Origin of the sequence: Anoxybacillus sp. FSL W8-1294, assembly GCF_037965005.1 — a bacterium.
Classification (GTDB): Bacteria; Bacillota; Bacilli; order Bacillales; family Anoxybacillaceae; genus Anoxybacillus; species Anoxybacillus flavithermus_G.
The window spans coordinates 1,502,394-1,524,583 of the sequence record NZ_CP150179.1; the positions used below are offsets into that span (position 1 = coordinate 1,502,394).

General features: G+C 40.7%; 30 protein-coding genes and 1 pseudogene. 9 read left to right on the top strand and 22 right to left on the bottom strand.

The annotated features are described in order from the left end of the window. Positions 1–10 precede the first annotated feature (10 nt). From NSQ23_RS08010 to NSQ23_RS08035, 6 genes and pseudogenes are all read right to left on the bottom strand, one after another. Positions 11–172 (bottom strand): annotated as a pseudogene (locus NSQ23_RS08010) (HD family phosphohydrolase); the annotation flags it as partial. A gap of 127 nt (positions 173–299) precedes the next feature. Further along, positions 300–1,790 (bottom strand): glycerol kinase GlpK, encoded by a 1,491-nt coding sequence (glpK, locus tag NSQ23_RS08015; protein ID WP_339170041.1) that lies wholly within the window; start codon positions 1,788–1,790, stop codon positions 300–302. A 23-nt stretch (positions 1,791–1,813) separates the two neighbouring features. Next, the gene (locus NSQ23_RS08020; RefSeq protein ID WP_192948552.1) at positions 1,814–2,644 is read right to left on the bottom strand and encodes an MIP/aquaporin family protein; all 831 of its coding nucleotides are present in this window, start codon (positions 2,642–2,644) and stop codon (positions 1,814–1,816) included. A gap of 163 nt (positions 2,645–2,807) precedes the next feature. Beyond that, positions 2,808–3,362, bottom strand: a complete 555-nt coding sequence (locus NSQ23_RS08025) for a glycerol-3-phosphate responsive antiterminator (RefSeq protein ID WP_128356628.1) — start codon at positions 3,360–3,362, stop codon at positions 2,808–2,810. After that, entirely contained in the window at positions 3,359–3,760 is a 402-nt protein-coding gene (locus NSQ23_RS08030) for a secondary thiamine-phosphate synthase enzyme YjbQ (protein WP_035019670.1), read from the bottom strand. Before NSQ23_RS08030 ends, NSQ23_RS08025 begins: the two co-directional genes overlap by 4 nt. A 120-nt stretch (positions 3,761–3,880) precedes the next feature. Beyond that, positions 3,881–4,129 (bottom strand): hypothetical protein, encoded by a 249-nt coding sequence (locus NSQ23_RS08035; protein ID WP_339170045.1) that lies wholly within the window; start codon positions 4,127–4,129, stop codon positions 3,881–3,883. 249 nt (positions 4,130–4,378) lie between these two features. Here NSQ23_RS08035 and cspD point away from each other — a divergent pair, with 249 nt between their 5' ends. Continuing rightward, positions 4,379–4,579, top strand: a complete 201-nt coding sequence (gene cspD, locus NSQ23_RS08040) for a cold-shock protein CspD (protein ID WP_003398931.1) — start codon at positions 4,379–4,381, stop codon at positions 4,577–4,579. Positions 4,580–4,688: 109 nt separating this feature from the next. Continuing rightward, positions 4,689–4,970 (top strand): DUF2564 family protein, encoded by a 282-nt coding sequence (locus NSQ23_RS08045; RefSeq protein WP_064220540.1) that lies wholly within the window; start codon positions 4,689–4,691, stop codon positions 4,968–4,970. Positions 4,971–5,002: 32 nt separating this feature from the next. Here NSQ23_RS08045 and NSQ23_RS08050 read toward each other — a convergent pair whose 3' ends face one another. Both NSQ23_RS08050 and NSQ23_RS08055 read right to left on the bottom strand, forming a co-directional pair. Next, positions 5,003–5,191 carry a zinc-finger domain-containing protein gene (locus NSQ23_RS08050; RefSeq protein WP_339170054.1) on the bottom strand — a complete coding sequence of 63 codons (189 nt, stop codon included), beginning with the start codon at positions 5,189–5,191 and terminating at the stop codon, positions 5,003–5,005. Continuing rightward, positions 5,191–5,850 carry a ribonuclease H family protein gene (locus NSQ23_RS08055; RefSeq protein WP_339170057.1) on the bottom strand — a complete coding sequence of 220 codons (660 nt, stop codon included), beginning with the start codon at positions 5,848–5,850 and terminating at the stop codon, positions 5,191–5,193. The genes NSQ23_RS08050 and NSQ23_RS08055 overlap by 1 nt, the downstream gene beginning before the upstream one ends. A gap of 104 nt (positions 5,851–5,954) precedes the next feature. On the opposite strand from NSQ23_RS08055, the gene NSQ23_RS08060 reads away from it, so the two are divergent. Continuing rightward, entirely contained in the window at positions 5,955–6,638 is a 684-nt protein-coding gene (locus NSQ23_RS08060; RefSeq protein ID WP_339170060.1) for a queuosine precursor transporter, read from the top strand. Positions 6,639–6,701: 63 nt separating this feature from the next. Beyond that, the gene (locus NSQ23_RS08065; protein WP_339170063.1) at positions 6,702–7,598 is read left to right on the top strand and encodes a DMT family transporter; all 897 of its coding nucleotides are present in this window, start codon (positions 6,702–6,704) and stop codon (positions 7,596–7,598) included. Here NSQ23_RS08065 and NSQ23_RS08070 read toward each other — a convergent pair. Then, complete coding sequence (locus NSQ23_RS08070; RefSeq protein WP_339174349.1) at positions 7,593–8,063, bottom strand: divergent PAP2 family protein; 471 nt, start codon at positions 8,061–8,063, stop codon at positions 7,593–7,595. The two genes, NSQ23_RS08065 and NSQ23_RS08070, sit on opposite strands and share 6 nt — an antisense overlap. A 469-nt stretch (positions 8,064–8,532) precedes the next feature. Here NSQ23_RS08070 and sspL point away from each other — a divergent pair, with 469 nt between their 5' ends. Beyond that, entirely contained in the window at positions 8,533–8,664 is a 132-nt protein-coding gene (gene sspL, locus NSQ23_RS08075) for a small, acid-soluble spore protein L (RefSeq protein WP_035018667.1), read from the top strand. 24 nt (positions 8,665–8,688) lie between these two features. Here sspL and acnA read toward each other — a convergent pair whose 3' ends face one another. Next, positions 8,689–11,397, bottom strand: coding sequence for an aconitate hydratase AcnA (gene acnA / locus NSQ23_RS08080; protein WP_064220901.1), 2,709 nt, complete (start codon positions 11,395–11,397; stop codon positions 8,689–8,691). A gap of 169 nt (positions 11,398–11,566) precedes the next feature. On the opposite strand from acnA, the gene sspO reads away from it, so the two are divergent. Next, a complete protein-coding gene (sspO, locus tag NSQ23_RS08085; RefSeq protein WP_004890592.1) occupies positions 11,567–11,716 on the top strand; it encodes a small acid-soluble spore protein O in 150 nt (49 codons plus the stop codon). 17 nt (positions 11,717–11,733) lie between these two features. Here the strand turns inward: sspO and NSQ23_RS08090 are convergent, their stop codons facing one another. Continuing rightward, positions 11,734–11,994, bottom strand: coding sequence for a hypothetical protein (locus tag NSQ23_RS08090; RefSeq protein ID WP_004890593.1), 261 nt, complete (start codon positions 11,992–11,994; stop codon positions 11,734–11,736). Positions 11,995–12,097: 103 nt separating this feature from the next. Here NSQ23_RS08090 and NSQ23_RS08095 point away from each other — a divergent pair, with 103 nt between their 5' ends. Both NSQ23_RS08095 and NSQ23_RS08100 read left to right on the top strand, forming a co-directional pair. Continuing rightward, positions 12,098–12,241, top strand: coding sequence for a small acid-soluble spore protein P (locus NSQ23_RS08095; protein ID WP_006318326.1), 144 nt, complete (start codon positions 12,098–12,100; stop codon positions 12,239–12,241). Positions 12,242–12,319: 78 nt separating this feature from the next. Beyond that, complete coding sequence (locus NSQ23_RS08100; protein WP_004890598.1) at positions 12,320–12,760, top strand: DUF2621 domain-containing protein; 441 nt, start codon at positions 12,320–12,322, stop codon at positions 12,758–12,760. A gap of 14 nt (positions 12,761–12,774) precedes the next feature. Here the strand turns inward: NSQ23_RS08100 and NSQ23_RS08105 are convergent, their stop codons facing one another. The 8 genes from NSQ23_RS08105 to yneA all read right to left on the bottom strand — a co-directional run bounded on the left by NSQ23_RS08105 (position 12,775) and on the right by yneA (position 18,200). Beyond that, positions 12,775–13,242, bottom strand: coding sequence for a cytochrome c biogenesis protein CcdC (locus NSQ23_RS08105; RefSeq protein WP_004890601.1), 468 nt, complete (start codon positions 13,240–13,242; stop codon positions 12,775–12,777). 21 nt (positions 13,243–13,263) lie between these two features. Continuing rightward, the gene (locus NSQ23_RS08110; protein ID WP_064220903.1) at positions 13,264–13,623 is read right to left on the bottom strand and encodes a response regulator; all 360 of its coding nucleotides are present in this window, start codon (positions 13,621–13,623) and stop codon (positions 13,264–13,266) included. Between the two features lie 26 nt (positions 13,624–13,649). Next, on the bottom strand, positions 13,650–14,354 hold the full coding sequence (locus tag NSQ23_RS08115; protein ID WP_064214153.1) for a cytochrome c biogenesis protein CcdA: 705 nt from the start codon (positions 14,352–14,354) through the stop codon (positions 13,650–13,652). A 113-nt stretch (positions 14,355–14,467) separates the two neighbouring features. Next, positions 14,468–14,680 (bottom strand): YneF family protein, encoded by a 213-nt coding sequence (locus tag NSQ23_RS08120; protein WP_003398951.1) that lies wholly within the window; start codon positions 14,678–14,680, stop codon positions 14,468–14,470. Positions 14,681–14,796: 116 nt separating this feature from the next. Then, positions 14,797–16,800, bottom strand: coding sequence for a transketolase (tkt, locus tag NSQ23_RS08125; protein WP_339174352.1), 2,004 nt, complete (start codon positions 16,798–16,800; stop codon positions 14,797–14,799). Between the two features lie 144 nt (positions 16,801–16,944). Continuing rightward, positions 16,945–17,175: a DUF896 domain-containing protein gene (locus tag NSQ23_RS08130; RefSeq protein ID WP_006318312.1), complete on the bottom strand. Its 231-nt coding sequence runs from the start codon at positions 17,173–17,175 to the stop codon at positions 16,945–16,947. A gap of 6 nt (positions 17,176–17,181) precedes the next feature. Next, on the bottom strand, positions 17,182–17,877 hold the full coding sequence (locus NSQ23_RS08135) for a recombinase family protein (RefSeq protein WP_128356621.1): 696 nt from the start codon (positions 17,875–17,877) through the stop codon (positions 17,182–17,184). Between the two features lie 20 nt (positions 17,878–17,897). Next, a complete protein-coding gene (gene yneA / locus NSQ23_RS08140; protein ID WP_128356619.1) occupies positions 17,898–18,200 on the bottom strand; it encodes a cell division suppressor protein YneA in 303 nt (100 codons plus the stop codon). Between the two features lie 154 nt (positions 18,201–18,354). Here yneA and lexA point away from each other — a divergent pair, with 154 nt between their 5' ends. Continuing rightward, positions 18,355–18,972, top strand: coding sequence for a transcriptional repressor LexA (gene lexA / locus NSQ23_RS08145; RefSeq protein WP_004890619.1), 618 nt, complete (start codon positions 18,355–18,357; stop codon positions 18,970–18,972). Positions 18,973–19,016: 44 nt separating this feature from the next. Here lexA and glnA read toward each other — a convergent pair whose 3' ends face one another. The 3 genes from glnA to NSQ23_RS08160 form a co-directional block, all read right to left on the bottom strand. Continuing rightward, positions 19,017–20,351, bottom strand: a complete 1,335-nt coding sequence (glnA, locus tag NSQ23_RS08150; RefSeq protein ID WP_004890621.1) for a type I glutamate--ammonia ligase — start codon at positions 20,349–20,351, stop codon at positions 19,017–19,019. Between the two features lie 54 nt (positions 20,352–20,405). Further along, positions 20,406–20,810 (bottom strand): MerR family transcriptional regulator, encoded by a 405-nt coding sequence (locus tag NSQ23_RS08155; RefSeq protein WP_128356618.1) that lies wholly within the window; start codon positions 20,808–20,810, stop codon positions 20,406–20,408. 101 nt (positions 20,811–20,911) lie between these two features. Then, positions 20,912–22,180 carry a methionine gamma-lyase family protein gene (locus NSQ23_RS08160; protein WP_339170081.1) on the bottom strand — a complete coding sequence of 423 codons (1,269 nt, stop codon included), beginning with the start codon at positions 22,178–22,180 and terminating at the stop codon, positions 20,912–20,914. Between the last annotated feature and the right edge of the window lie 10 nt (positions 22,181–22,190).

Here is a 22,190-nt window from a genome sequence, read left to right on the forward strand (position 1 = left end):
AAAAACTGCCTCACGGTGAGACAGTTTTGTTTTCATTTCCGACTTTCTCAGGATAATATTCTTCAATCATTTGGATAAATGGCTTGATGTATTGAGGATCAAATTGCGTACCAGAACAGCGTCGCAATTCAACAATCGCTTCGGAGAATGTTTTTGCTCGTTGATACGGACGAATAGCACGTTTTTTTTGCTATGGAAACGGTTATATTGACGAAATATTTTGTTTTTCTTTTTGATTATTTAGAACATAGTTTTATTTATAGAAAAACCGACTGCCTAAAAAGCAGCCGGTTTTATTTTTATTTAAACGCTTGTGCAGCACGAACTGCTTTTTTCCACCCATCATACAATCGTTGCTGAGTATCAGCGTTCATTTTTGGTTCGAAAGCACGGTCGATGTTCCATTGTTTCGCAATCTCTTCTCTACTTTGCCAATAGCCAACCGCGAGCCCTGCTAAGTAAGCAGCACCGAGAGCAGTCGTTTCGTTCACAACTGGTCTTTCAACGGGTACGCCGAGGATGTCACTTTGAAATTGCATTAGAAAATTGTTTTTTACCGCTCCACCATCTACTCGTAACGTTTTCAACGTAATCCCCGCATCCGCTTCCATGGCAGTTAGCACATCTTTCGTTTGATATGCAAGTGACTCAAGCGTTGCGCGAATAAAGTGCTCTTTTGTCGTTCCGCGTGTCAAGCCAAATACCGCTCCTCGTACATCGCTATCCCAATATGGTGTCCCAAGTCCTACAAACGCCGGTACCACATATACACCATCTGTTGATTGTACTTTTGTCGCATACGCTTCACTATCTTTTGCTTCTTTAATCATTCGTAATCCGTCACGCAACCATTGAATGGCAGATCCAGCAACGAAAATGCTTCCTTCTAGCGCATATTCAACTTTTCCATCAATTCCCCATGCAATCGTTGTTAACAAACCATGATTCGATTGCACAGCTTTTTCCCCTGTATTCATCAGCATAAAACAACCTGTTCCATACGTGTTTTTCGCCATACCTTCTTCAAAGCATGCTTGCCCGAACAAAGCTGCCTGTTGATCTCCTGCAATTCCAGCGATCGGCACTTCTTGCCCGAAGAAATGGTACGGTGCTGTATGTGCGTAAATTTCTGAAGATGGCCGAACATCCGGTAGCATTGCTTTTGGCACTTGTAAAATACCGAGTAGTTCATCATCCCATCTTTGTTCATAAATATTGAACATTAACGTTCTTGAAGCGTTAGAGTAGTCTGTCACATGCGCTTTTCCTCCAGACAATTTCCAAGTGAGCCATGTATCAATTGTTCCAAATAACAACTCCCCACGTTCTGCTTTTTCGCGCGCCCCCGCAACATGATCTAAAATCCATTTCACTTTTGTTCCTGAAAAGTAAGCATCAATAAGCAAACCTGTTTTTTCACGAAACACTTCATCGTATCCAGCTTGCTTTAACTGCTCACAAATTTGTGCGGTTTGGCGCGATTGCCACACGATGGCGTTATAAATCGGTTGTCCTGTTTGTTTGTCCCATACGACCGTTGTTTCACGTTGGTTTGTAATACCGATTGCGGCGATTTGCTTTGGTTCGACAGCTGCCTCTGACAATACCGTTGCAATGACAGCTAAAATAGAACCCCAAATTTCATTTGGGTTATGCTCCACCCATCCTGGCTGTGGAAAATATTGTGTAAACTCTTTTTGTGCAATATGAACAATTTCCCCTTTTTGATTAAACAAAATGGCACGTGAACTCGTCGTTCCTTGATCAAGAGCTAAAATGTATTTACCCATATTTTATTCTCCCCTCACCATTTTTACTGTATTGTTATTTTTTTTGATATCTGTGGATTATTATTTTTTCTCTGCTCTGATGCAAACGCGATGACTAAAATGAGCATTGTCAAAATAAAAACATACCAAAATGATTGTGTCATTTCCCCTTTAAACACACCTTTATAAAAAAGTCCACCTAACGAACCGCCTAATATTGGACCGACAACCGGAATCCAAGCATATCCCCAATTCGAGCTTCCTTTACCCGGGATAGGCAACAAAAAGTGGGCAATTCTCGGTCCTAAATCCCTTGCAGGGTTGATCGCATATCCAGTCGTTCCACCAAGAGAAAGACCTATACTAACAATAAAAAAACCAACAATAAGCGGATTTAAACCTTCTGTAAACTTATTCGCTCCAATTGCTAAAATTCCAACAGTTAAAATAAAAGTTCCTAGTATCTCGCTGAGTAAATTTGCAAAGCGATTTGGAATGGCTGGTCCCGTAGAAAATACACCGAGTTTCACATTTGGATCTTCTGTTTCTTTCCAATGTGGCAAATAGTACAAAAATACAAATATTGCGCCAATCATTGCGCCAATCATTTGAGCTAAAACATACTCAGGAACTTGGTTCCATGGAAAATCTCCATTAAATGCTAAAGCTAGTGTAACAGCAGGATTTAGATGAGCACCGCTATATTGCCCAACGACATATACTGCAATAGCGACTCCAAGTCCCCACCCCATTGTGATCACAATCCAACCGCCATTCTGGGCAAATGACTTCTTCAAACTAACTGCTGCACAAACCCCTCCCCCAAAAATAATTAATACCGCTGTTCCTAAAACTTCGGCTATAAATGGTGTCATAGCCTCTCCTCCCCTTTGCTATTTTTTTGACGGAAACAAAAAGACTCACACATATCCCTGCTACATGGAACATGCGTGAGTCTCCTTTTCTCCGTCACAAAGTTGATTAACTTGTTTACAAGTGTAATAAATATTGAAAACGTTGTCAACAGATTTTTTTGTATTATTTTGGCTCGAAATATCGCCAAAGTTCGACATTTGATGTCGTTACTGCCACCGCCCCTGCAGCAAGTGCTGCTTCAACTTCGCTTTCGTTTTCAATCAACCCTCCAGCGACTATTTTTTTACCTGTTCGTTCATGAAGTTTGGAAATAACTTTCGGCACGACACCAGGTAATACCTCGACATAATCAGGATTTGTTTTTTCTACGAGTTGAACACTTCTTTCAAAGGCATTTGAATCGATAATAAATGTTCGTTGAATCGCGATGACTCCCTTTTGTTTTGCTTTTGCAATCACACTGCTTTTTGTAGAAATCAATCCGTACGGCCTCACAAGTTGGCATAAAAACTCCGTGGCATACTCATCACTTTTTAACCCTTGTATCAAATCAACATGGAGAAACATCTTTTTCCCGTGTTCATTCGCATATGCATATACACTTTTCAACATGCCAACATGAATGTCTAAAAACACACCATATTCATAATTCATTTTTAATAGCCTGTCAAAATCTTTCATCGAACGCACTGCTGGCAAAATACGTTGTCCATTCATCCTTCAATCACCTTCACATAAAATGTTCTCGTTCTCGGTCCATCGAACTCGCAAAAATAAATGCCTTGCCATGTTCCGAGAAGCAACTGACCTTTTGTGACAATGACATGCGCAGACGATCCAACCGTGCTTGCTTTCATATGAGCAGCTGTGTTTCCTTCACTATGCCGATCGAGAGAATGATACCATGGATACAATTCATCAAAACGGCGAATCATATCCCGTTTAACATCTGGATCAGCATTTTCATTAATCGTGATTCCTGCTGTCGTGTGTGGACAATAAACAACAACAACTCCTTCTTGTACACCACTCTCTGTAATAAAGGATTGAACAAGTGAAGTAATGTCTACAAATTCATCCCGCTTTGTCGTCTGAATCGCCCATTGTTTGATCATCATACGTTCCCACCTTTATCCTCATATATTTATGATCATACATATTTTCACAATTGTTTTCTATAAAAAATTCATCTATTGACGACTATAACATAAATAAAGCCCAGACTTTACTGGACTTTATTCATACACATGATGGGATGGGATAATATAATCTACTGAAATGACAGGCAAATCATGTTGTTCGACGGACGCGACGATAAATCCTTGCTTGCTTACAATACCAAATTGTTCTTTCTGTTGGTCAAATGCAGCTTCACTAAATGCTAAAACCGTTTGGTATAGCTTTTCTTGATCGACTTTTTGCTTCCGTACATGATTGCTTAACTTAATGATCACTTCTTTTCCACGAATTTGACCACGATACATACCGCTCACTCCCTTTCTATACTACTTACTGTTAATGTTATGCACTTATAGTAAAAATCCTCCTCTAAAAAAATTTTTTGAAAAAATCGCCTTTTTGTCTTGACTCTTCCTCATCATTCGTGTATATTCTAATTATCATCTAACTGAATATATGTCCTGCACCGACTTGGTTGCTGTGAGTATATTCCGTTATATGAAAAATTTTTTCATTAGCCTGTTGGCTAAAAGGTATTAGGAGGATTCAGTATTATGCAAAACGGTAAAGTAAAATGGTTTAACAACGAAAAAGGTTACGGATTCATCGAAGTTGAAGGTGGAGACGATGTATTCGTACACTTCACAGCGATCCAAGGTGAAGGCTACAAAACGTTAGAAGAAGGTCAAGCTGTTTCTTTTGAGATCGTTCAAGGAAACCGTGGCCCTCAAGCTGCAAACGTAGTGAAATTATAATCGTCTGAGATGATTCATATATAGCTCGACGAAAGGACCAGCAATATGCTGGTCTTTTTTATTACATACTCTCCTCTTTTCACACAAATACTACAAGTGAGGAGGGATCATGATGACACAAAATCCAAAAAAGCCACACCTTCAGGCCGATAGCGTATTTACGAAAATTGAAGATGCACATTTAGCGGTTGAATCGGCAAAAAAGATGGTTGCAGCGGCAACGATGAGTTTAGACAGCCACACTTTCGATCACGCAAAACAAGCGATCGAAAATGCAAAAGAAGCGATCGCACGCGCTAAAACAAACATCGAGGATCCACTGCTATTACAATGTGAAAAGGAATTAGCGGACGCGTATCATCAATTATCAAAAACGATCCACCACACGTAATGGTGAGGTGTCCCGTATCCCGGGGCACCTTGTTACGTTTTTTGTTTCACAAGCAACTGACCGTATTGCTTCATTTTTTCTCCTATTGTACATGTTTGGATGCAAAACGATTGTGCATATAATTTCCCGTATTCTTTACGGAGTGCACGTTTTACAAAACACTCCTCACAATACGTGTCAAGTAATTCATTTATTCGAAGTAACACATCTTTTCGATTCATCATTCACGCTCCAATTGTATTGTACTTACAATTATCTTTCCACGAAGAGCTTGTGTTGCTAACTGATCTGCTTCACTATTTTCTTTTCTATTAATGGGTTCATAAATTGGAGAAATACGAAGCTTTTTCATTTTTTGCTCAATTCGCTCCACCCATCTCTCCTCGTCTGAAAATACAGGCCAATCATTAGACAATTGATGCAATACAACATGCGCATCCCCACGGAATACAACAGGCAAATGGTGGACACCGAGATGCTCGATTTGTTCGAGTAAAAAATAAAATGCTGCATACTCTGCTTCATTATTTGACTGCAATTCATCTAACTGCGCATTTGCTCGCATACGAAATTGTGCACCGTTTTGTTTATAATAAATCACGATTCCAACTCCTGCTTTTTTTGATTGACGATCATAACCGCCATCAAAATAAGCAATCACGTCATGCGGCTCTGTCTCTACTTTTTTCATTAGTTTAGCCAACTCTTTTTTCGACCACGACACACCACGATCATCATAAAATAAAAGCTGCTTTACTCTTCCAGTTTTTTCTATGTCTTCCGCAATAGCTAGTGCTTCCTCTACATTCATTTCTTTAGATGTCCATACCGTCTCTCTTTTGTTCCGCGTTACATATGTCCACTCGATAAATACCTTCATATCGCTCACCCTTTCTTTTTTTATTATAACAGTTTAGACAAAAAAACTTCTCAGTTGTATAATATCGTTTGTGTCTTTATATTTTCATACGAGGAGGGATCACGATGTTTAACGAAATACTCGGTCTTTTTTCTGCCATCGTCACATTTTCACTTGTATTGCTCATTTATCGTTTCTTCGGTCGCTCAGGTTTATTCGTATGGATCGGCTTTTCTACTGTCGTTGCTAATTTACAAGTCGTCAAAACCGTTGAATTGCTTAGTATGACAGCTACACTCGGAAACGTCATGTACGGAACCGCCTTTTTAGTGACTGACATTTTAAGTGAAAAATACGGAAAAAAAGAAGCACAAAAAGCGGTATGGCTCGGCTTTTTTACACTTATTTCACTCACAATCGTCATGCAAATCGCTTTATTATTTAAGCCGCATGTGAGCGATTTTGCTCAACCAGCGTTAGAAACGATTTTTGGTTTATTGCCACGTATTGCGTTTGGTAGCTTACTTGCTTTTGTAATTAGTCAATCGCTTGATGTTCACTTATTTCATTGGTTTAAAAAGAAATTTCCGCGCGATTCGCAACTTTGGATTCGCAATAATGGAAGCACAATGATTAGCCAATTGATCGATACATTGGTTTTCACATCCATTGCATTTCTCGGTGTATTTCCGTTGCATGATTGGATACAAATTTTTATGACAACGTATGTACTAAAATGGATTGTTGCAATGTTGGATACACCTTTTGTATATTTTGCAAAAAAAATATCTCCAAAATATACAGAATAATGGTAAAATGTTGTATGAGACTTTTGTCTTATACAACATTTTTTGTAAAGGAGCGAAAGAAATATGAAATACAAAGCGGACGCTAGTTTATTGTTTGTTGCATTTGTTTGGGGGGCTACGTTTGTCATCGTTCAAAACGCCATTGCTTTTTTACCTCCGTTAATGTTTAATGGCGTACGTTTTGCGATCGCTAGCGTACTGCTATGGGCTTGGGTGCTTATCTTCGAACATAAACCTCTCGATCGACAACTTATATGTGCTGGATTGCTTCTTGGTATATGGCTATGTCTTGGATATACCTTTCAAACGATTGGCTTATTGTATACGACTTCATCAAAAGCGGGATTCATTACCGGGTTAAATGTTGTTATCGTTCCTTTCCTTTCATTTATCATTTTAAAGCGAAGACCTTCGTTTAACGCCGTTGTCGGAAGCATACTCGCTACATGCGGACTATATCTTTTAACCGCAAGCGGAGATATGTCGATCAATAAAGGAGATGTGTTCGTCTTTTTGTGCGCTATCGCTTTCTCGCTACATATCGTAACGACAAGCATATATGCAACAAAATTTTCACCTATCCTACTAACAACGATTCAAGTTCAAACAGTATCCATCATTTGTTTTATATGTTCATATTTGTTTGAAGACTGGTCTCTTATTCCACTATCCACTTTTTTTGAATTTGATGTGTGGCTGGCTCTACTCATCACCGCACTATTCGCAACAACGATTGCTTTCTTTATTCAAACGCATTTTCAACGATATACATCACCGACACGTGTTGCCTTAATTTTCGCTTTAGAACCTGTTTTCGCTGCTTTAACTGCATATATATGGAATGATGAACGTCTCCAACAAGCAGCTTTATTTGGTGCTGCACTTATTTTATTAGGAATGATTTTGTCTGAACTTCCTCAACAAATATGGCAAAGAAAAAAGAGCGCTCGTCTGTCATAGCGAGCGCCTTCGTCTGCCGATTACATATGATAATCCACCTGTAACGATGCCGAGAAGTGCCCCTCCAATCACTTCAATTGGTTGATGACCAAGCCGTTCGCGCAACAACTCCTCTTTTCGGTCCAACTTTCCGTCGTCTTGAGCACCTTTTAACCGTTCGATTTCCTCAGTTAATTCGTTCACACGAATAGCTAACTCTCCTGCTTGATGACGCACTCCTTGGGCGTCATACATAACAATTAAACCAAAAATGGCTGCAAGGGCAAAATCTATACTATGCACTCCTCTTTTTAAAGCAACATATGTAGCAAGGGAGGCAACACCTGCAGAATGTGAACTTGGCATGCCTCCCGTTTCAAAAAAAAGCGACCAATCCCACTTTTTCGTTTTTCTTTTCGTCAATGGAATTTTTAAAAATTGGGCTAAAGCAATGGTACACAATGCTGTTTGAATGGCTCGATTCATCCTATTTCGCGCAGGAGACTCCCACTTCAACGACCAAAGGGAGTAAGTGGGAGAGGAATGCGCGTTCCCCCTTTCTTTTGTGTATGATATAATAAAGGCGTGGAGAAAACCGTTCAATAAAGGCACTCCAATAACTGCTACTCGATGTATGGAGTTGGTTACAGGAAACGTTGTAACCGTAAAACATCGAGCGTAGGTCCGTCTGTTGTGTGTGGAAGCCAAGTACTGCCAACAGACACACCGAGAGAATCGGTAACGATGCAGGCATGACCTGCGTCGTTGGGTAGTCGTCAACCTGCCCCTGATGCAACCCCAAGTCAAGGAAGGAGGACGAAGTCCGTTTGCACTTCTGGGGAGTTGCAAGCCCTCACTTCAAGCGTTAGCTAAGTGGGGGTAGTTGACGTCACTGCCTCCTCTTATATATATTTTTTGAAAAAGACGGATACAATATGCGCAGGAGGTGGACATGATGAGTAAAAATAACGGAAGAAATCGTGGGCAAAACGCTCCAAGCGTCAATCCACAAGGATATGATGCCACATTTACCCCTGATCCAAAAAGTGCATTAGAAAACGCAGCGAAAAAGACAAACACAAAATAAAGAAGAGAGCAGATCGCTCTCTTCTTATCGTTTTAACTTCTCGCGCAATACCATCGGCAAAATTCCACCATGACGGTAGTAGTCGATTTCTACTTCGCTATCGAAACGAACAAGCACTTCAAATTCTTTTTTGTTTCCTTGCTCGTCTGTCGCTGTTACTTTGACGTAGTCGCGCGGTTTGACGTTTTCATCAATATGCACTTCAAATACTTCTTTACCTGTCAATCCAAGCGTCTCAGCATTTTCCCCTTCTTTGAATTGGAGTGGTAACACACCCATAAGTACAAGGTTTGAACGATGGATACGTTCAAAGCTTTCCGCAATAACCGTTTTGATACCGAGCAAGTATGTTCCTTTTGCCGCCCAGTCGCGTGAGCTTCCCATTCCGTAATCTTTTCCAGCAATAACAACAAGCCCTGTACCATCTTGTTTATATTTCATGCAAGCATCGTAAATCGACATGACTTCGCCTGTTGGCCAATATGTTGTATAGCCACCCTCTGTACCTGGCGCGATTTGGTTGCGAATACGGATGTTTGCAAACGTACCGCGCATCATTACTTCGTGGTTACCACGTCGAGAACCGTACGAGTTAAAGTCTTTCGGATCAACACCTTTAGAAATTAAATATTGTCCTGCTGGCGTGTTTACACCGATCGATCCAGCTGGCGAAATATGGTCTGTTGTAACAGAGTCGCCAAACTTTCCAACCACTCTCAAACCAACAAGTGGTTTTACTTCTTCCACTTCTGGCGATAATCCTTCAAAGAATGGCGGATTTTGAATATATGTTGAGTTTTCATCCCATTGATAAAGCGGCTCGTCCGTCGTTTCAATCGCGTTCCATCGCGCGTTATCGTCGAATACTCGCTCGTATTCTTTACGGAACAATTCTGGTGTCACCGTCTTTTTCACAACTTCTTTCACTTCTTCTGTAGATGGCCAAATGTCGTTAAAGTACACATCATTGCCGTTTTGATCTTTACCGATCGGATCATTTAACAAATCGATGTCGACTGTTCCGGCAAGAGCGTATGCCACGACAAGCGGCGGTGATGCTAAATAGTTGCCTTTGACGAGCGGATGAATACGCCCTTCAAAGTTTCGGTTACCAGACAATACGCTTGTTACAAGCAAATCGTTTTCGGCAATCGCTTTTTCAAGCTCCGGAGCAAGCGGACCAGAGTTACCGATACATGTCGTACAACCGTAACCAACGATATTAAAGCCAATTTGCTCTAAGTAAGGGAGAAGACCTGAATCTTTTAAATATCCTGTGACGACTTTCGAACCAGGTGCAAGTGATGTTTTTACGTATTTTGGTACTTTCAATCCTTTTTCCACCGCTTTTTTCGCCACTAAGCCTGCACCGATTAACACGTATGGGTTAGACGTGTTTGTACAGCTTGTAATTGCAGCAATCGCAATCGCACCTGTTTTCATTTTTACTTCTTCGCCGTTTAACGTGACTGTGATTTCTTTATCAAAATCTGCTTCAGTCAAGCCAAAGCCTTGATTTCCTTGCGGGGAAACTACGGCTTGACGGAACGATTCTTTCATTTTTGAAAGCGGAATTAAATCTTGTGGACGCTTTGGTCCAGAAAGATTTGGTTCAATTTCTGATAAGTCAATTTCAACGACATCTGTAAATACAGGTTCTTGTGCATCTGGAGTATAGAACAAACCGTTTGCTTTACAATATGCTTCAACGACTTGAACATGTTGCTCATCACGACCTGTTAAACGCAAGTAATCAAGTGCCTCTGCGTCAACAGGGAAGAAGCCACATGTCGCACCATACTCAGGCGCCATGTTTGCTACTGTTGCACGATCGGCTAATGGCAGCGTCGCAACACCTGGGCCGAAAAACTCAACGAATTTACCGACAACACCTTTTTTTCGAAGCACTTGTGTAACTTTTAACGCAAGGTCTGTTGCCGTTGTACCGTTTGGCAATTTTCCTGTTAAACGCACACCGATTACTTCTGGTACTGGGAAGTAGGACGGTTGTCCAAGCATGCCTGCTTCCGCCTCGATACCACCAACACCCCAACCGAGTACACCAATACCGTTAATCATTGTTGTGTGGGAGTCTGTGCCAACAAGCGTATCTGGGAACGCCTCATACTCACCATTTTCCCCTTCAACAACATGCACCACATTCGCTAAATACTCTAAGTTAACTTGGTGCACAATACCTGTTGCTGGAGGAACAGCACGATAATTGCTAAACGCTTTTTGTGCCCACTTTAAAAACTTATAACGCTCTGCATTGCGTTCAAATTCTAAATTCATGTTATACTCGAGCGCATCTTCTGTTCCAGCTTTATCAACTTGAACAGAGTGGTCAATAACGAGATCAACAGGAATTTCGGGGTTGATTTCGTACGGATCTCCGCCGATGTCGGCCATTGCTTTCCGCATGGAAGCTAAGTCAACAACAGCAGGGACACCTGTAAAGTCTTGCAAGATGACGCGAGATGGTTTAAACGGGACATCTACATCTTTTAGTTCGCTCGTTCCCCATTTCGCTAAATTTTCAACATGCTCTTTCGTAATGACACGTCCATCAACTTGACGAAGTACTGATTCAAGAAGCACTTTAATAGAGTACGGAAGACGCGATACATTTCCGATTCCTGCTTCTTCAAGCGCTTGTAAACGATAATAATGATATTTTTTCCCGTTCACCTCAAACGTATCACGCGCTTGAAATACATCATTTTTCACCATTATGTATTACCCCCTTCTAACAGATCATCTTCTCCCACACCCACAAAATTCCTACGCTTTTATCTTAATACAATGCTCTCCATAAGTAAATAATAATTGTTTATAAGTTTCAGATAAATGCATATTTTTTTGCTCTATTTCCAACAATAGTTGTAGGAGGTGAAAAAAGATGGTAAAAAGAAAAGCAAATCATGTCATTCCTGGCATGAACGATGCGAGCGCACAAGGAAAAGGTGCTGGCTACAATGAGGAGCTCTCCAACGAGCCACTCACCGAAGCTCAAAAACAAAATAATAAAAAACGAAAGAAAAATCAATAATCCCGCTTGAAGCGGGATTATTCATACATGTTCACTTCTTCGACAATCGCTTGCAAATCATGACGAAATTGTTCAAGCTGTTTGCGTTGTTTTTCCGAGGCTACTTCAAGCGCGTTATTAATTTGTTCAAACGCCTCGTTTACTTCTTGCTTTAGATGATGCAACTGACTTCCATAGTCTGCGTCACTTTTCACCAGATGATCATACCATTCTTTTGCCTCCATTGTTCCTTGTTGTGCAGCTTCAAACGCCTGTTGCTTATTTTTATGATAAGGCATCGCTTTCACTCCCCTCTTTTTATTATTATCGTGCCTATTAACGGGTGAAATATGCATAAATACGGTTTATCATGCCATCATATGAAAGAAAGGAGTGTGTCGCGTGAACAAAAATACAAGCAAAGACATGCGTAAAAATGCCCCAAAAGGAGATAACCCAGGACAACCAGAACCGCTTAGTGGTTCAAAAAAAGTAAAAAATCAAAATCATACCCGTCAAAAGCATAACTCAAGTCACGATATGTAAAAGAGCTGACGCAACTGTCAGCTCTTTTACTTGATTCTACCATTGTTTTTTTACATAATAAACGTTGAGGTGGAATATATGCTAACAGGTTGGTTTTTATGGTTTATTTTATTTTGGGTCGTTTTTCTTCTTGTTACGATGTCGATCGGTGGCTTCTTCATGTTTAGGAAATTTTTAAAGCGGCTGCCAAAAGAGGATGGAAAGTCGGAATTGGATTGGCAACAATATTACATTGAACAAACACGGCATCTATGGTCTGAAAAAGAAAAAGCATTACTCGAAGATTTAGTTCGCCCTGTTCCTGAGCTGTTTCGTGATGTTGCTCGACAAAAAATCGCTGGTAAAATTGGAGAATTGGCTTTACAAGAACAGGCGGATCGAATTACAGAAGATTTAGTTGTTCGTGGTTATATTCTCGCTACACCAAAACGCGATCATAAATTTTTAATTAAAGCGCTAAGAGAAAAACAAATTGATTTTACAAAATACGAACATTTACTACTAACAAAAAAAAGCTAATCGCCTGTTGCTGATTAGCTTTTTTCTTTTATTTCGCGTTGGAGGCGACGATATGATGCATACATCGCCACTCGCCACGGAACAATCATCGAGAAGGCTAAAATCCAAAACATTCCCGCAAGTTCTCCGTACTCAATGGTGCGGCTTAAATATGTCTTTAAAGCGAGACGCAATACAATTAAGCCAACAAAAATAAAAGCGAACGCTTTTGAACGTTGTAAATAAATTTTGTTGCCTCGAACTTCAAACGAAGATGTTTTAATTAACAAAATAGAAAAAAGCGCTCCAACAAAAACTGCTTCTACACATTCTAACATCGTTACTCGAAACATTGGATGAAGAAACATAAGGGCGCCTGTGCTCATAAAAATAGGGGGTAATATAATTTTTTTGGCGTTTGTCGGTTTTTCTGCTGCTTTCATGCGAATAAAGAAAACAAGTCCAGCCATAAACACCGCAAATACCGAACTAAAAATAGCCAAAATCAATCTTCCTTTCTCATCTTACTGTAACACACGTTGAATAGCCTCCATGACGCGACTTTCATCAAATGGTTTTACGATAAAATCTAGCGCCCCTGCTTCAATAGCTTCAACAACCATTTTTTGTTGCCCCATCGCGGAACACATAATAATCTTCGCATAAGGATCATGACGTTTAATTTCCCTCACAGCTTCAAGACCACTCATCACTGGCATTGTAATATCGAGTGTCACCACGTCTGGCTTTAACTCTATATATAATTCAACAGCTTCCCTTCCGTTTTCTGCTTCCCCAACTACTTCATGATTCGCTTTTTTCAAAATATTTGCTAACGTCATACGCATAAATTTCGCGTCATCGACAATTAAAATTCCTGCCATTTCCTTTCCCTCCACACCATAAGAAACTAGAAACCTGTAAAGCCACCAAATATGTTTGTCATATAAATCGTAATTTTCGTCATCCAATCAAAAAACAGTACAACCCCCATGCCTATCATGACATATCCGCCGACTTTCATTAGCTTAACATGATGTTTCCGAATCCAACCCATTTTCCCAATAAAAAACGATAAAAGCAAAAAAGGCAAAGCAAAACCGAGTGAATACGCCGTCATATACACTACACCTAAACTTGGGTTTGTCGCTGCTAGAGCAATCACGGATACTAAAATCGGACCTGTACACGGCGTCCAACCGGCAGCAAACGCCATGCCAATAAGGAAAGATCCGATGTAACCTGATGGACGTTGTTGAAAGGATAAACGACGATCCGTCATTAAAAAGGTCGGCTTAAAGATGCCGATAATAACAAATCCGAAAAACACCATCAGTATTGCACCAATTTGCCGAATAAGATCTTGGTACGTATGAAAAAAACGTCCAAGAATCGATGTGCCGAAACCGATCGCAATAAAGATAAAAGAAAAACCGAGCAAAAAAAATAACGTATGTAACAAACTTCTTTTTTGTAACAATGCATAATCAGACTTTAAATCACTAACTGAAACTCCCGTAATATATGATAAAAAGGCTGGGTAAAGCGGCAAACAGCAAGGAGAAATAAACGACAACACACCTGCCCCAAACGCAACAAACAGTTGAATGTCCATATGATTGGCACTCCATTCTTTCTTCATTTATCTATATTTTATCAAAAAAATACAAATACGGGCAACAGCTTCTTTCCATGCTAAAAAAGACACTCGTTGTGAGTGCCTTACCTTTATTTCAACTGATTGTTCATCGCTTTCATCATTTGGTTGATCTTTTTTTGCGATGGCGTCATTCCCATTTGCATCATCATCATTCGAATCATTTGTTCATTAATCGGTGGATTTTTCTTTAAGTAGTTCATCATTGTTTTACGCGCGATAAAAAATCCGAGCGCAACGCCAGCAGCAAGCGCTACAATGCCTACTAAAATCATTTCCCACATATTTTTTCCTCCTTCACGTTGTCTACACTACACTATACTAAACAATAACGGTTTGTACAATATGTTCAGTAAAAATCTTCGTTCGATAATAAACGGGGAGCACATCTCCCCGTTTATTATTTACTTAATAATGCTTTGACGCGCGCAACGACATTTTCCACTGTAAATCCATATTCTTGCATAATTTTTTCACCAGGTGCTGAGGCTCCAAAGCGATCGATAGCTAAAATATCTCCTTCGTCACCTGTATAGCGTTCCCAACCAAGAGATGCGCCCATTTCAATCGCAAGACGTTTTTTCACATGCTTTGGAATGACGCTTTCTTTATATTGCGCTGATTGCGCTTCAAAACGGTCCCACGAAGGCATACTTACAACCGAAACATGAATTCCTTCATTCGCTAACGCTTTTTGTGCCTCTACTGCTAGGCTAACTTCTGAACCAGATGCTAGCAACAGGGCTTGTACTTCTCCTTGAGCTTCAGAAACAACATACGCTCCTCTTTTCACTCCTTCATACGCACGCTCTGCTGTTGTCGCTAGCGTAGGAAGGTTTTGACGTGTCAACACAAGCGCTGTCGGACGATCCGTAGATTCTACCGCTAACCGCCATGCAGCTGCTGTTTCGTTCGCATCTGCCGGACGAATGACGCATACATTTGGCATCGCTCTTAATGAAGCGAGTTGTTCAATTGGCTCATGCGTTGGACCATCTTCACCAACAGCAATGCTATCATGCGTAAATACATATGTGACAGGCAATCCCATAAGTGCAGCAAGTCGAATCGCTGGACGTAAATAATCTGAAAAGACGAAGAACGTACCACCGTACACTTTTACACCACCATGAAGCGCCATACCATTTAACGCTGCGCCCATCGCAAATTCACGTACACCAAACCAAATGTTACGACCTTCATAACTTCCAGGTAAGAAGTCTCCTGCTCCTTTAATCAACGTTTTATTTGAACCTGCTAAGTCTGCGGATCCACCTAAAAATTGTGGCACAACTTTTGCGATAGCATTCAATACTTCTCCAGAAGAAGCACGTGTTGCTAGACTCTTCCCTTCAGCATATACAGGCAACGCTTTTTCCCAACCTTCAGGAAGTTTACCTTCAATCGCCATTTTTAGCTGTTTCGCTAAATCTGGATATGCTTTTTCATATTCAGCAAATAAAGCATTCCACTCAGCTTCTTTTTTCTCTCCGGCTTCTTTAACTACTTTTTCAAAATGAGCATATACTTCATCTGGAACGTAAAAATCTTCTTCAAACGTCCATTTATATGCTTCTTTTGTTAACTTAATTTCATCTTTACCTAGCGGAGCGCCATGTACATCAGCTGTTCCCGCTTTGTTTGGTGAACCATAACCGATTGTCGTTTTTACTTCAATTAATGTCGGACGTTCTAAATCTTTTTGAGCTTCAGCAATAGCTTGGGCAATTTCCTCGATGTTATTGCCATCTTCGACACGAATATATTGCCATCCATACGCTTTGAAACGCTGTTCTACACTTTCTGAAAAAGAAAGATGTAATTCGCCGTCTAGCGAAATATCATTTGAATCATAAAGAACGATGAGGCGGCCAAGTTTCAAGTGCCCCGCTAACGATGCAGCTTCCGCTGAAACCCCTTCCATTAAGTCACCATCACCACAAATGGCATATGTAAAGTGATTGATCATTTCGAACTTATCTTTGTTGTACGTAGCTGCTAAATGACGCTCTGCCATCGCCATTCCAACAGCCATCGCAATTCCTTGCCCAAGCGGACCAGTTGTTGCTTCGACACCTGGGGTATGACCGTATTCTGGATGTCCCGGTGTTTTACTTCCCCATTGACGAAACTGCTTAATATCTTCCATCGTGACGTCGTAACCACTTAAATGGAGCAAGCTATACAATAGCATTGAACCATGTCCTGCTGACAGCACAAAGCGATCGCGATTAAACCACTTTGGATTGCGTGGGTTATGATTCATAAACTTCGTCCATAGCGTATACGCCATCGGTGCTGCGCCCATCGGCATACCCGGATGACCGGAATTAGCTTTTTCGATAGCATCAATGGACAACGTACGAATCGCAGCAATCGATAATTGTTCAATAGAGTGTGTCATCGTCTTCATCCTTTCATTTGTAAACATGTTCATCTTTTATGATATAGAAAAGTTCGTAAAATGTACAATGCTTCACAACATTTTTTTGACAAACTAACGAAAAAAGAGAACATCTATACTCGTATGTTCTCTATGATAGGCGTATTAATGCAGGCGTTTTTTCTTACTATCCTTTAATTTTTGAGGAGTGACATCGTTTCCGTTCGGATCAATGACTTTCACGGCATGCAACGTTTCGATCATTGACGCACGAAACGCCGCAATATACTCTGTACGAAGTTGGAGTTGCTCTTGTTTTTCTTCGTCCGTAAGACCTTCCATTTTTGCTTTTTTAGCTAATGCATTAATTCGTGCTATTTTTTCAGAAGATAACATTTAGCCTCATTCCTTTGTATTGAATTTTTTGCTCGTATCATCATACAAAAACTTTTCTTTGTTGACAAGTTGTTCGTATTCTTTGTATCGCCGATGAACAGTCGCTTTAGATACATCATAACCAAATGAACGAAGCGTAGCCGCAATTTCTGTAAACGTTAAGCCATTTTGGCGTAAACGAACAATATCTTCAATCGGCACATCTTTCCGATCGCGTCCAGCGTGTTCACCAATGTTGCGCAAATTGTTTTCTGGACGATATCCGTTTTGGACAGCTCGTTGCATGCCACGTTTAATTTTTAAGTTATGTATCTTTCTTTGGTATTCTTCAACAATACTAATAATCTCTAACACCATCGAGTCTGCTTCTGATAATTGAAGCTCCCCGCGATGACTTACCGTATACACGCGAATCCCTTCCTTTTGTAAACAACGAAGAAGAGCAATTTTTGCATTTCCTCTTCCAAGTCTTGTTTCATCTTGAACAAGAACGACGTCAATACGATGTTGTTTGATTGCATCGAGCAGCTCCATAATTCCTGCGCGCTCGATATCATAACCGCTTGCTTGCTCTTCAATGATTTTGACAACATTCATGCCATATTCCGTTGCAAGTTGTTTAAGTTCCTCTCTTTGTCTTTGTAAAGATGTTTCTTGCGCTTGCTTCGTCGTACTTACACGACAATAAATAATTGCGTTCATTCGCCATCCCTTTCTACTGACTATTGTTTGTTAACGACAAGCTGGTTCTCGCCATTTGATTTTAACACAGGGATCACGATTTTTTCACCAACAATTAATCGGTCGTCTGAACGTCGATTGACTTCCATCACCCATTCAATAAATTGTTGACGGGACAATCGATGTTCATGTTTATACTTATCCGCTAGTTCCCATAATGTATCACCAGCTGATACAGTAATTTCAACATACTTTTCTTTATCAACAGATTGTGTTACATGTAAAAAAGCCCACACGAACAATGCACTAAATAAGATCATCATCACGTAATGTATTTTTCCCATATCATCTACTCCCTTAATACAGAACGTTTGTTTGTATTTATCATAACGAGAACTTTTGTTCGTGTCAACCTTTTTTTTCGAACTTATGTTTGTATCCATGTACGAATATATGTTATAATGTGGGCAAAGATTGAAAAGGAAGAGGTGTATAAAGATGGCGAAATTATCAAAACGACAACAACAAATTTTGGACTTTATTAAACAAGAAGTGCGCACGAAAGGGTATCCACCATCAGTAAGGGAAATTGGCGAGGCAGTTGGTTTAGCTTCAAGTTCTACCGTTCACGGACATTTAGCTCGTTTAGAAAACAAAGGGTTCATTAGACGTGATCCAACAAAACCTCGTGCCATTGAGATTTTGGACGAACATGAATCCATCCCGAGAACAAATGTCATCAATGTCCCAATCGTTGGAAAAGTCACAGCCGGACAACCAATTACTGCAATTGAAAATATTGAAGAATACTTCCCCCTCCCAGAACGGTTCGTCTCACCAGATGATCAAGTATTTATGTTGCAAATTGTCGGAGAAAGCATGATTGAAGCCGGTATTTTAGACGGAGACTACGTAATCGTCCGTCAACAACAAACAGCAAATAATGGGGATATCGTTGTAGCGATGACGGAAGATCATGAAGCGACAGTAAAACGGTTTTTTAAAGAAAAAGACCATATCCGTTTGCAACCTGAGAACTCTTCAATGGAGCCGATCATTGTCCAAAACGCTACAATTTTAGGAAAAGTCATCGGCGTATATCGATCTATCCATTAAGAAAAAGAAACGGAAAAAAGCTAACGGAAAAACCGTTAGCTTTTTTAGTAAAGGCTCATATATTGTTCACGTTCCCATGGATGCACAGCCGTGCGGAACATATCCCATTCAATTTCTTTCGCTTCGACAAAGTGTTCGAATAAATGTTTACCAAGCGCATTAACAATTACTTCATCCGATTTTAAGTTTTGGAGCGCTTCTGCTAATGTCGCAGGTAAGTCAACAATACCTTCTTCTAAACGCTCCTCTTTTGTCATCACATAAATGTTGCGGTCAACTGGCGCAGGAGGCGTCAACTTGTTTTTAATACCATCTAGTCCGGCTGCCAACAATACAGCCATGGCCAAATATGGATTAGCTGCAGGATCCACACTACGCACTTCAATTCGTGTGCTCATGCCGCGTGACGCCGGGATACGAATAAGCGGGCTACGGTTGCGTGCCGACCACGCCACATAACAAGGTGCCTCATAGCCTGGAACAAGACGTTTGTAAGAGTTTACCGTTGGGTTTGTTACCGCTGTAAAGTTTGGAGCGTGCTTTAATACACCGGCAATAAACTGTAATGCTGTTTCACTTAGTTGTAGCTGACCGTTCGGATCAAAAAAGGCATTTTCACCATTTTTAAAGAGCGACAAGTTACAATGCATACCAGATCCGTTTACACCAAAAAGTGGTTTTGGCATAAATGTCGCGTGCAAACCGTGTTTACGTGCAACAGTCTTGACGACAAGCTTAAATGTTTGAATGTCATCACACGCTTTTACCGCATTTGCATACTTGAAGTCAATTTCATGTTGCCCTGGCGCAACTTCATGGTGAGACGCTTCAATTTCGAATCCCATCTCTTCTAATTCTAATACAATATCCCGTCGGCAGTTTTCTCCTAAATCGGTTGGTGCTAAGTCAAAGTAACCGCCATTATCGTTTAACTCTAATGTAGGCTCTCCTTTTTCATCTAACTTAAACAAGAAGAACTCTGGCTCTGGCCCTAGGTTGAACTCTGTAAATCCGAGCTCCTTCATTTCTTTTAGTACACGTTTTAAGTTGTAACGCGGACATCCCTCAAACGGTGTACCATCCGGATTATAAATGTCACAAATAAAGCGTGCCACTTTTCCTTTTTCAGCTGTCCATGGGAAAATAACGAATGTATCTAAATCTGGGTACAAGTACATATCTGATTCTTCGATGCGAACAAATCCTTCGATCGATGATCCGTCAAACATCATTTTATTATCGAGCGCTTTTTGTAGCTGGCTCACTGGAATTTCTACGTTTTTAATCGTGCCGAGAATGTCAGTGAACTGCAAGCGAATATACTTTACATTCTCTTCCTTTACAATACGAAAAATGTCTTCTTTTGTGTACTTAGTCATACATATTCCTCCCCCAAAATGAAAAGATCATTTATGTTAAAAAACATAAATTTTTTAATGAAAAAAACGAGCGATATCGCCTTGACGAAGTGAAGCGCGATTAAAGCGACCTGCTTGCATCAGCTCGGCACGCAAAAGTTTGCGCAACTCCGCTTCCGACAAACCTTGCTTCATGACTTTCGGCGCAACAGGTGACGTTGCTTCAGCGTGTTGTTGCTGACGTGAAGCAAAAATTTGTTTAATTCCCGCCAAATTAACCCCTTGCTCGATTAGATCTTTAATTTCAAGCAACCGATCCACGTCATTAAACGAGAACAACCGCCGATTACCTTCTGTCCGTGCAGGTGAAATAAGACCGTGTTCTTCATAATAACGGATTTGACGTGCTGATAAATCTGTTAACTGCATAACGATACCGATAGGAAATAACGGCATGGAGCGACGAATTTGACTATTCATGTCGACCCCTCCTTACGTAATACGTATTTTTATTTTATTCTATGTTACTCTATATGTCAATGATACGTTATATTTTATTACATATTTTTTTCTGAGAGATTTTATAATTGAATTAATCGTTTTTCAAGCAATCGGTCAACAGCCATACAAACAGCAATTTTCACGTGCGAATACGTGAGACCCCCTTGTACGTATGCAACATATGGAGGCCGAATCGGGCCATCGGCGGATAGCTCAATGCTTGCACCTTGTACAAATGTCCCTGCCGCCATAATGACGTCATCCTCATAGCCTGGCATATAGTTCGGGTATGGGGTGAAATGGGCATTGACTGGTGATGCAAATTGAATCGCCTGACAAAATGCAATCATTTGTTCTGCATCATCAAATTGCACCGATTGAATTAAATCCGTACGTACTGCATCCCACGTTGGATACGTATTCATTCCAATCCGTTCGAGCATCGCTGATGTGAAAACCGCCCCTTTTAACGCTTGTCCAACAACATGCGGAGCTAAGAAAAAACCTTGATACATTTCTTGCAAACTATATAAAGAGGCGCCTGCCTCTCCCCCGATTCCCGGAGATGTCATGCGGTACGCACACATCTCGATGCATTCGCGTTTACCAACGAGATATCCTCCCGTTTTTGCTAATCCGCCACCTGGATTTTTAATAAGTGAACCCGCCATTAAATCGGCACCAACATGGCACGGCTCTTGGTTTTCCACAAATTCTCCGTAACAGTTATCAACAAACACAATAACGTCTTGTTTGATTGCTTTAACAAAATCAATCATCTCTTTTATTTCGGCGATAGTGAACGATGGTCGAGGATCGTACCCTTTCGAGCGTTGAATACCAATCATCTTTGTCCGTTCGTTGATCGCCTGTTTGACTGCTACAAAATCGACTTTTCCTTCTGGAGTGAGCGGTACGCTCTGATAGCCGATATGGAACTCTTTTAACGAACCGATACCTTTGCCACGAATGCCGACAATTTCTTCGAGTGTATCGTACGGTTTGCCAGTGATGTATAAAAGCTCATCGCCTGGGCGCAAAATGCCAAATAAGGCAATCGTAATGGCGTGCGTACCGGAAATGATTTGCGGACGAACGAGCGCCGCTTCCCCACCGAATACGTCCGCATACACTTTTTCAAGCGTATCACGTCCGATGTCATCATAACCATATCCCGTTGATGGAATAAAATGAGCATCGCTCACTTGATGGTGACGAAAACTCTGCAAAACACGATATTGGTTATAGTCGATCCGCTCGTCAATTGCCCGATGAACTGGCGCAATTTGTGCTTCAATTTCTTTGACGAGCGCTTCAATTTTTTCTCCATGAGTTAAATGTTGGAACATAAAACAACCC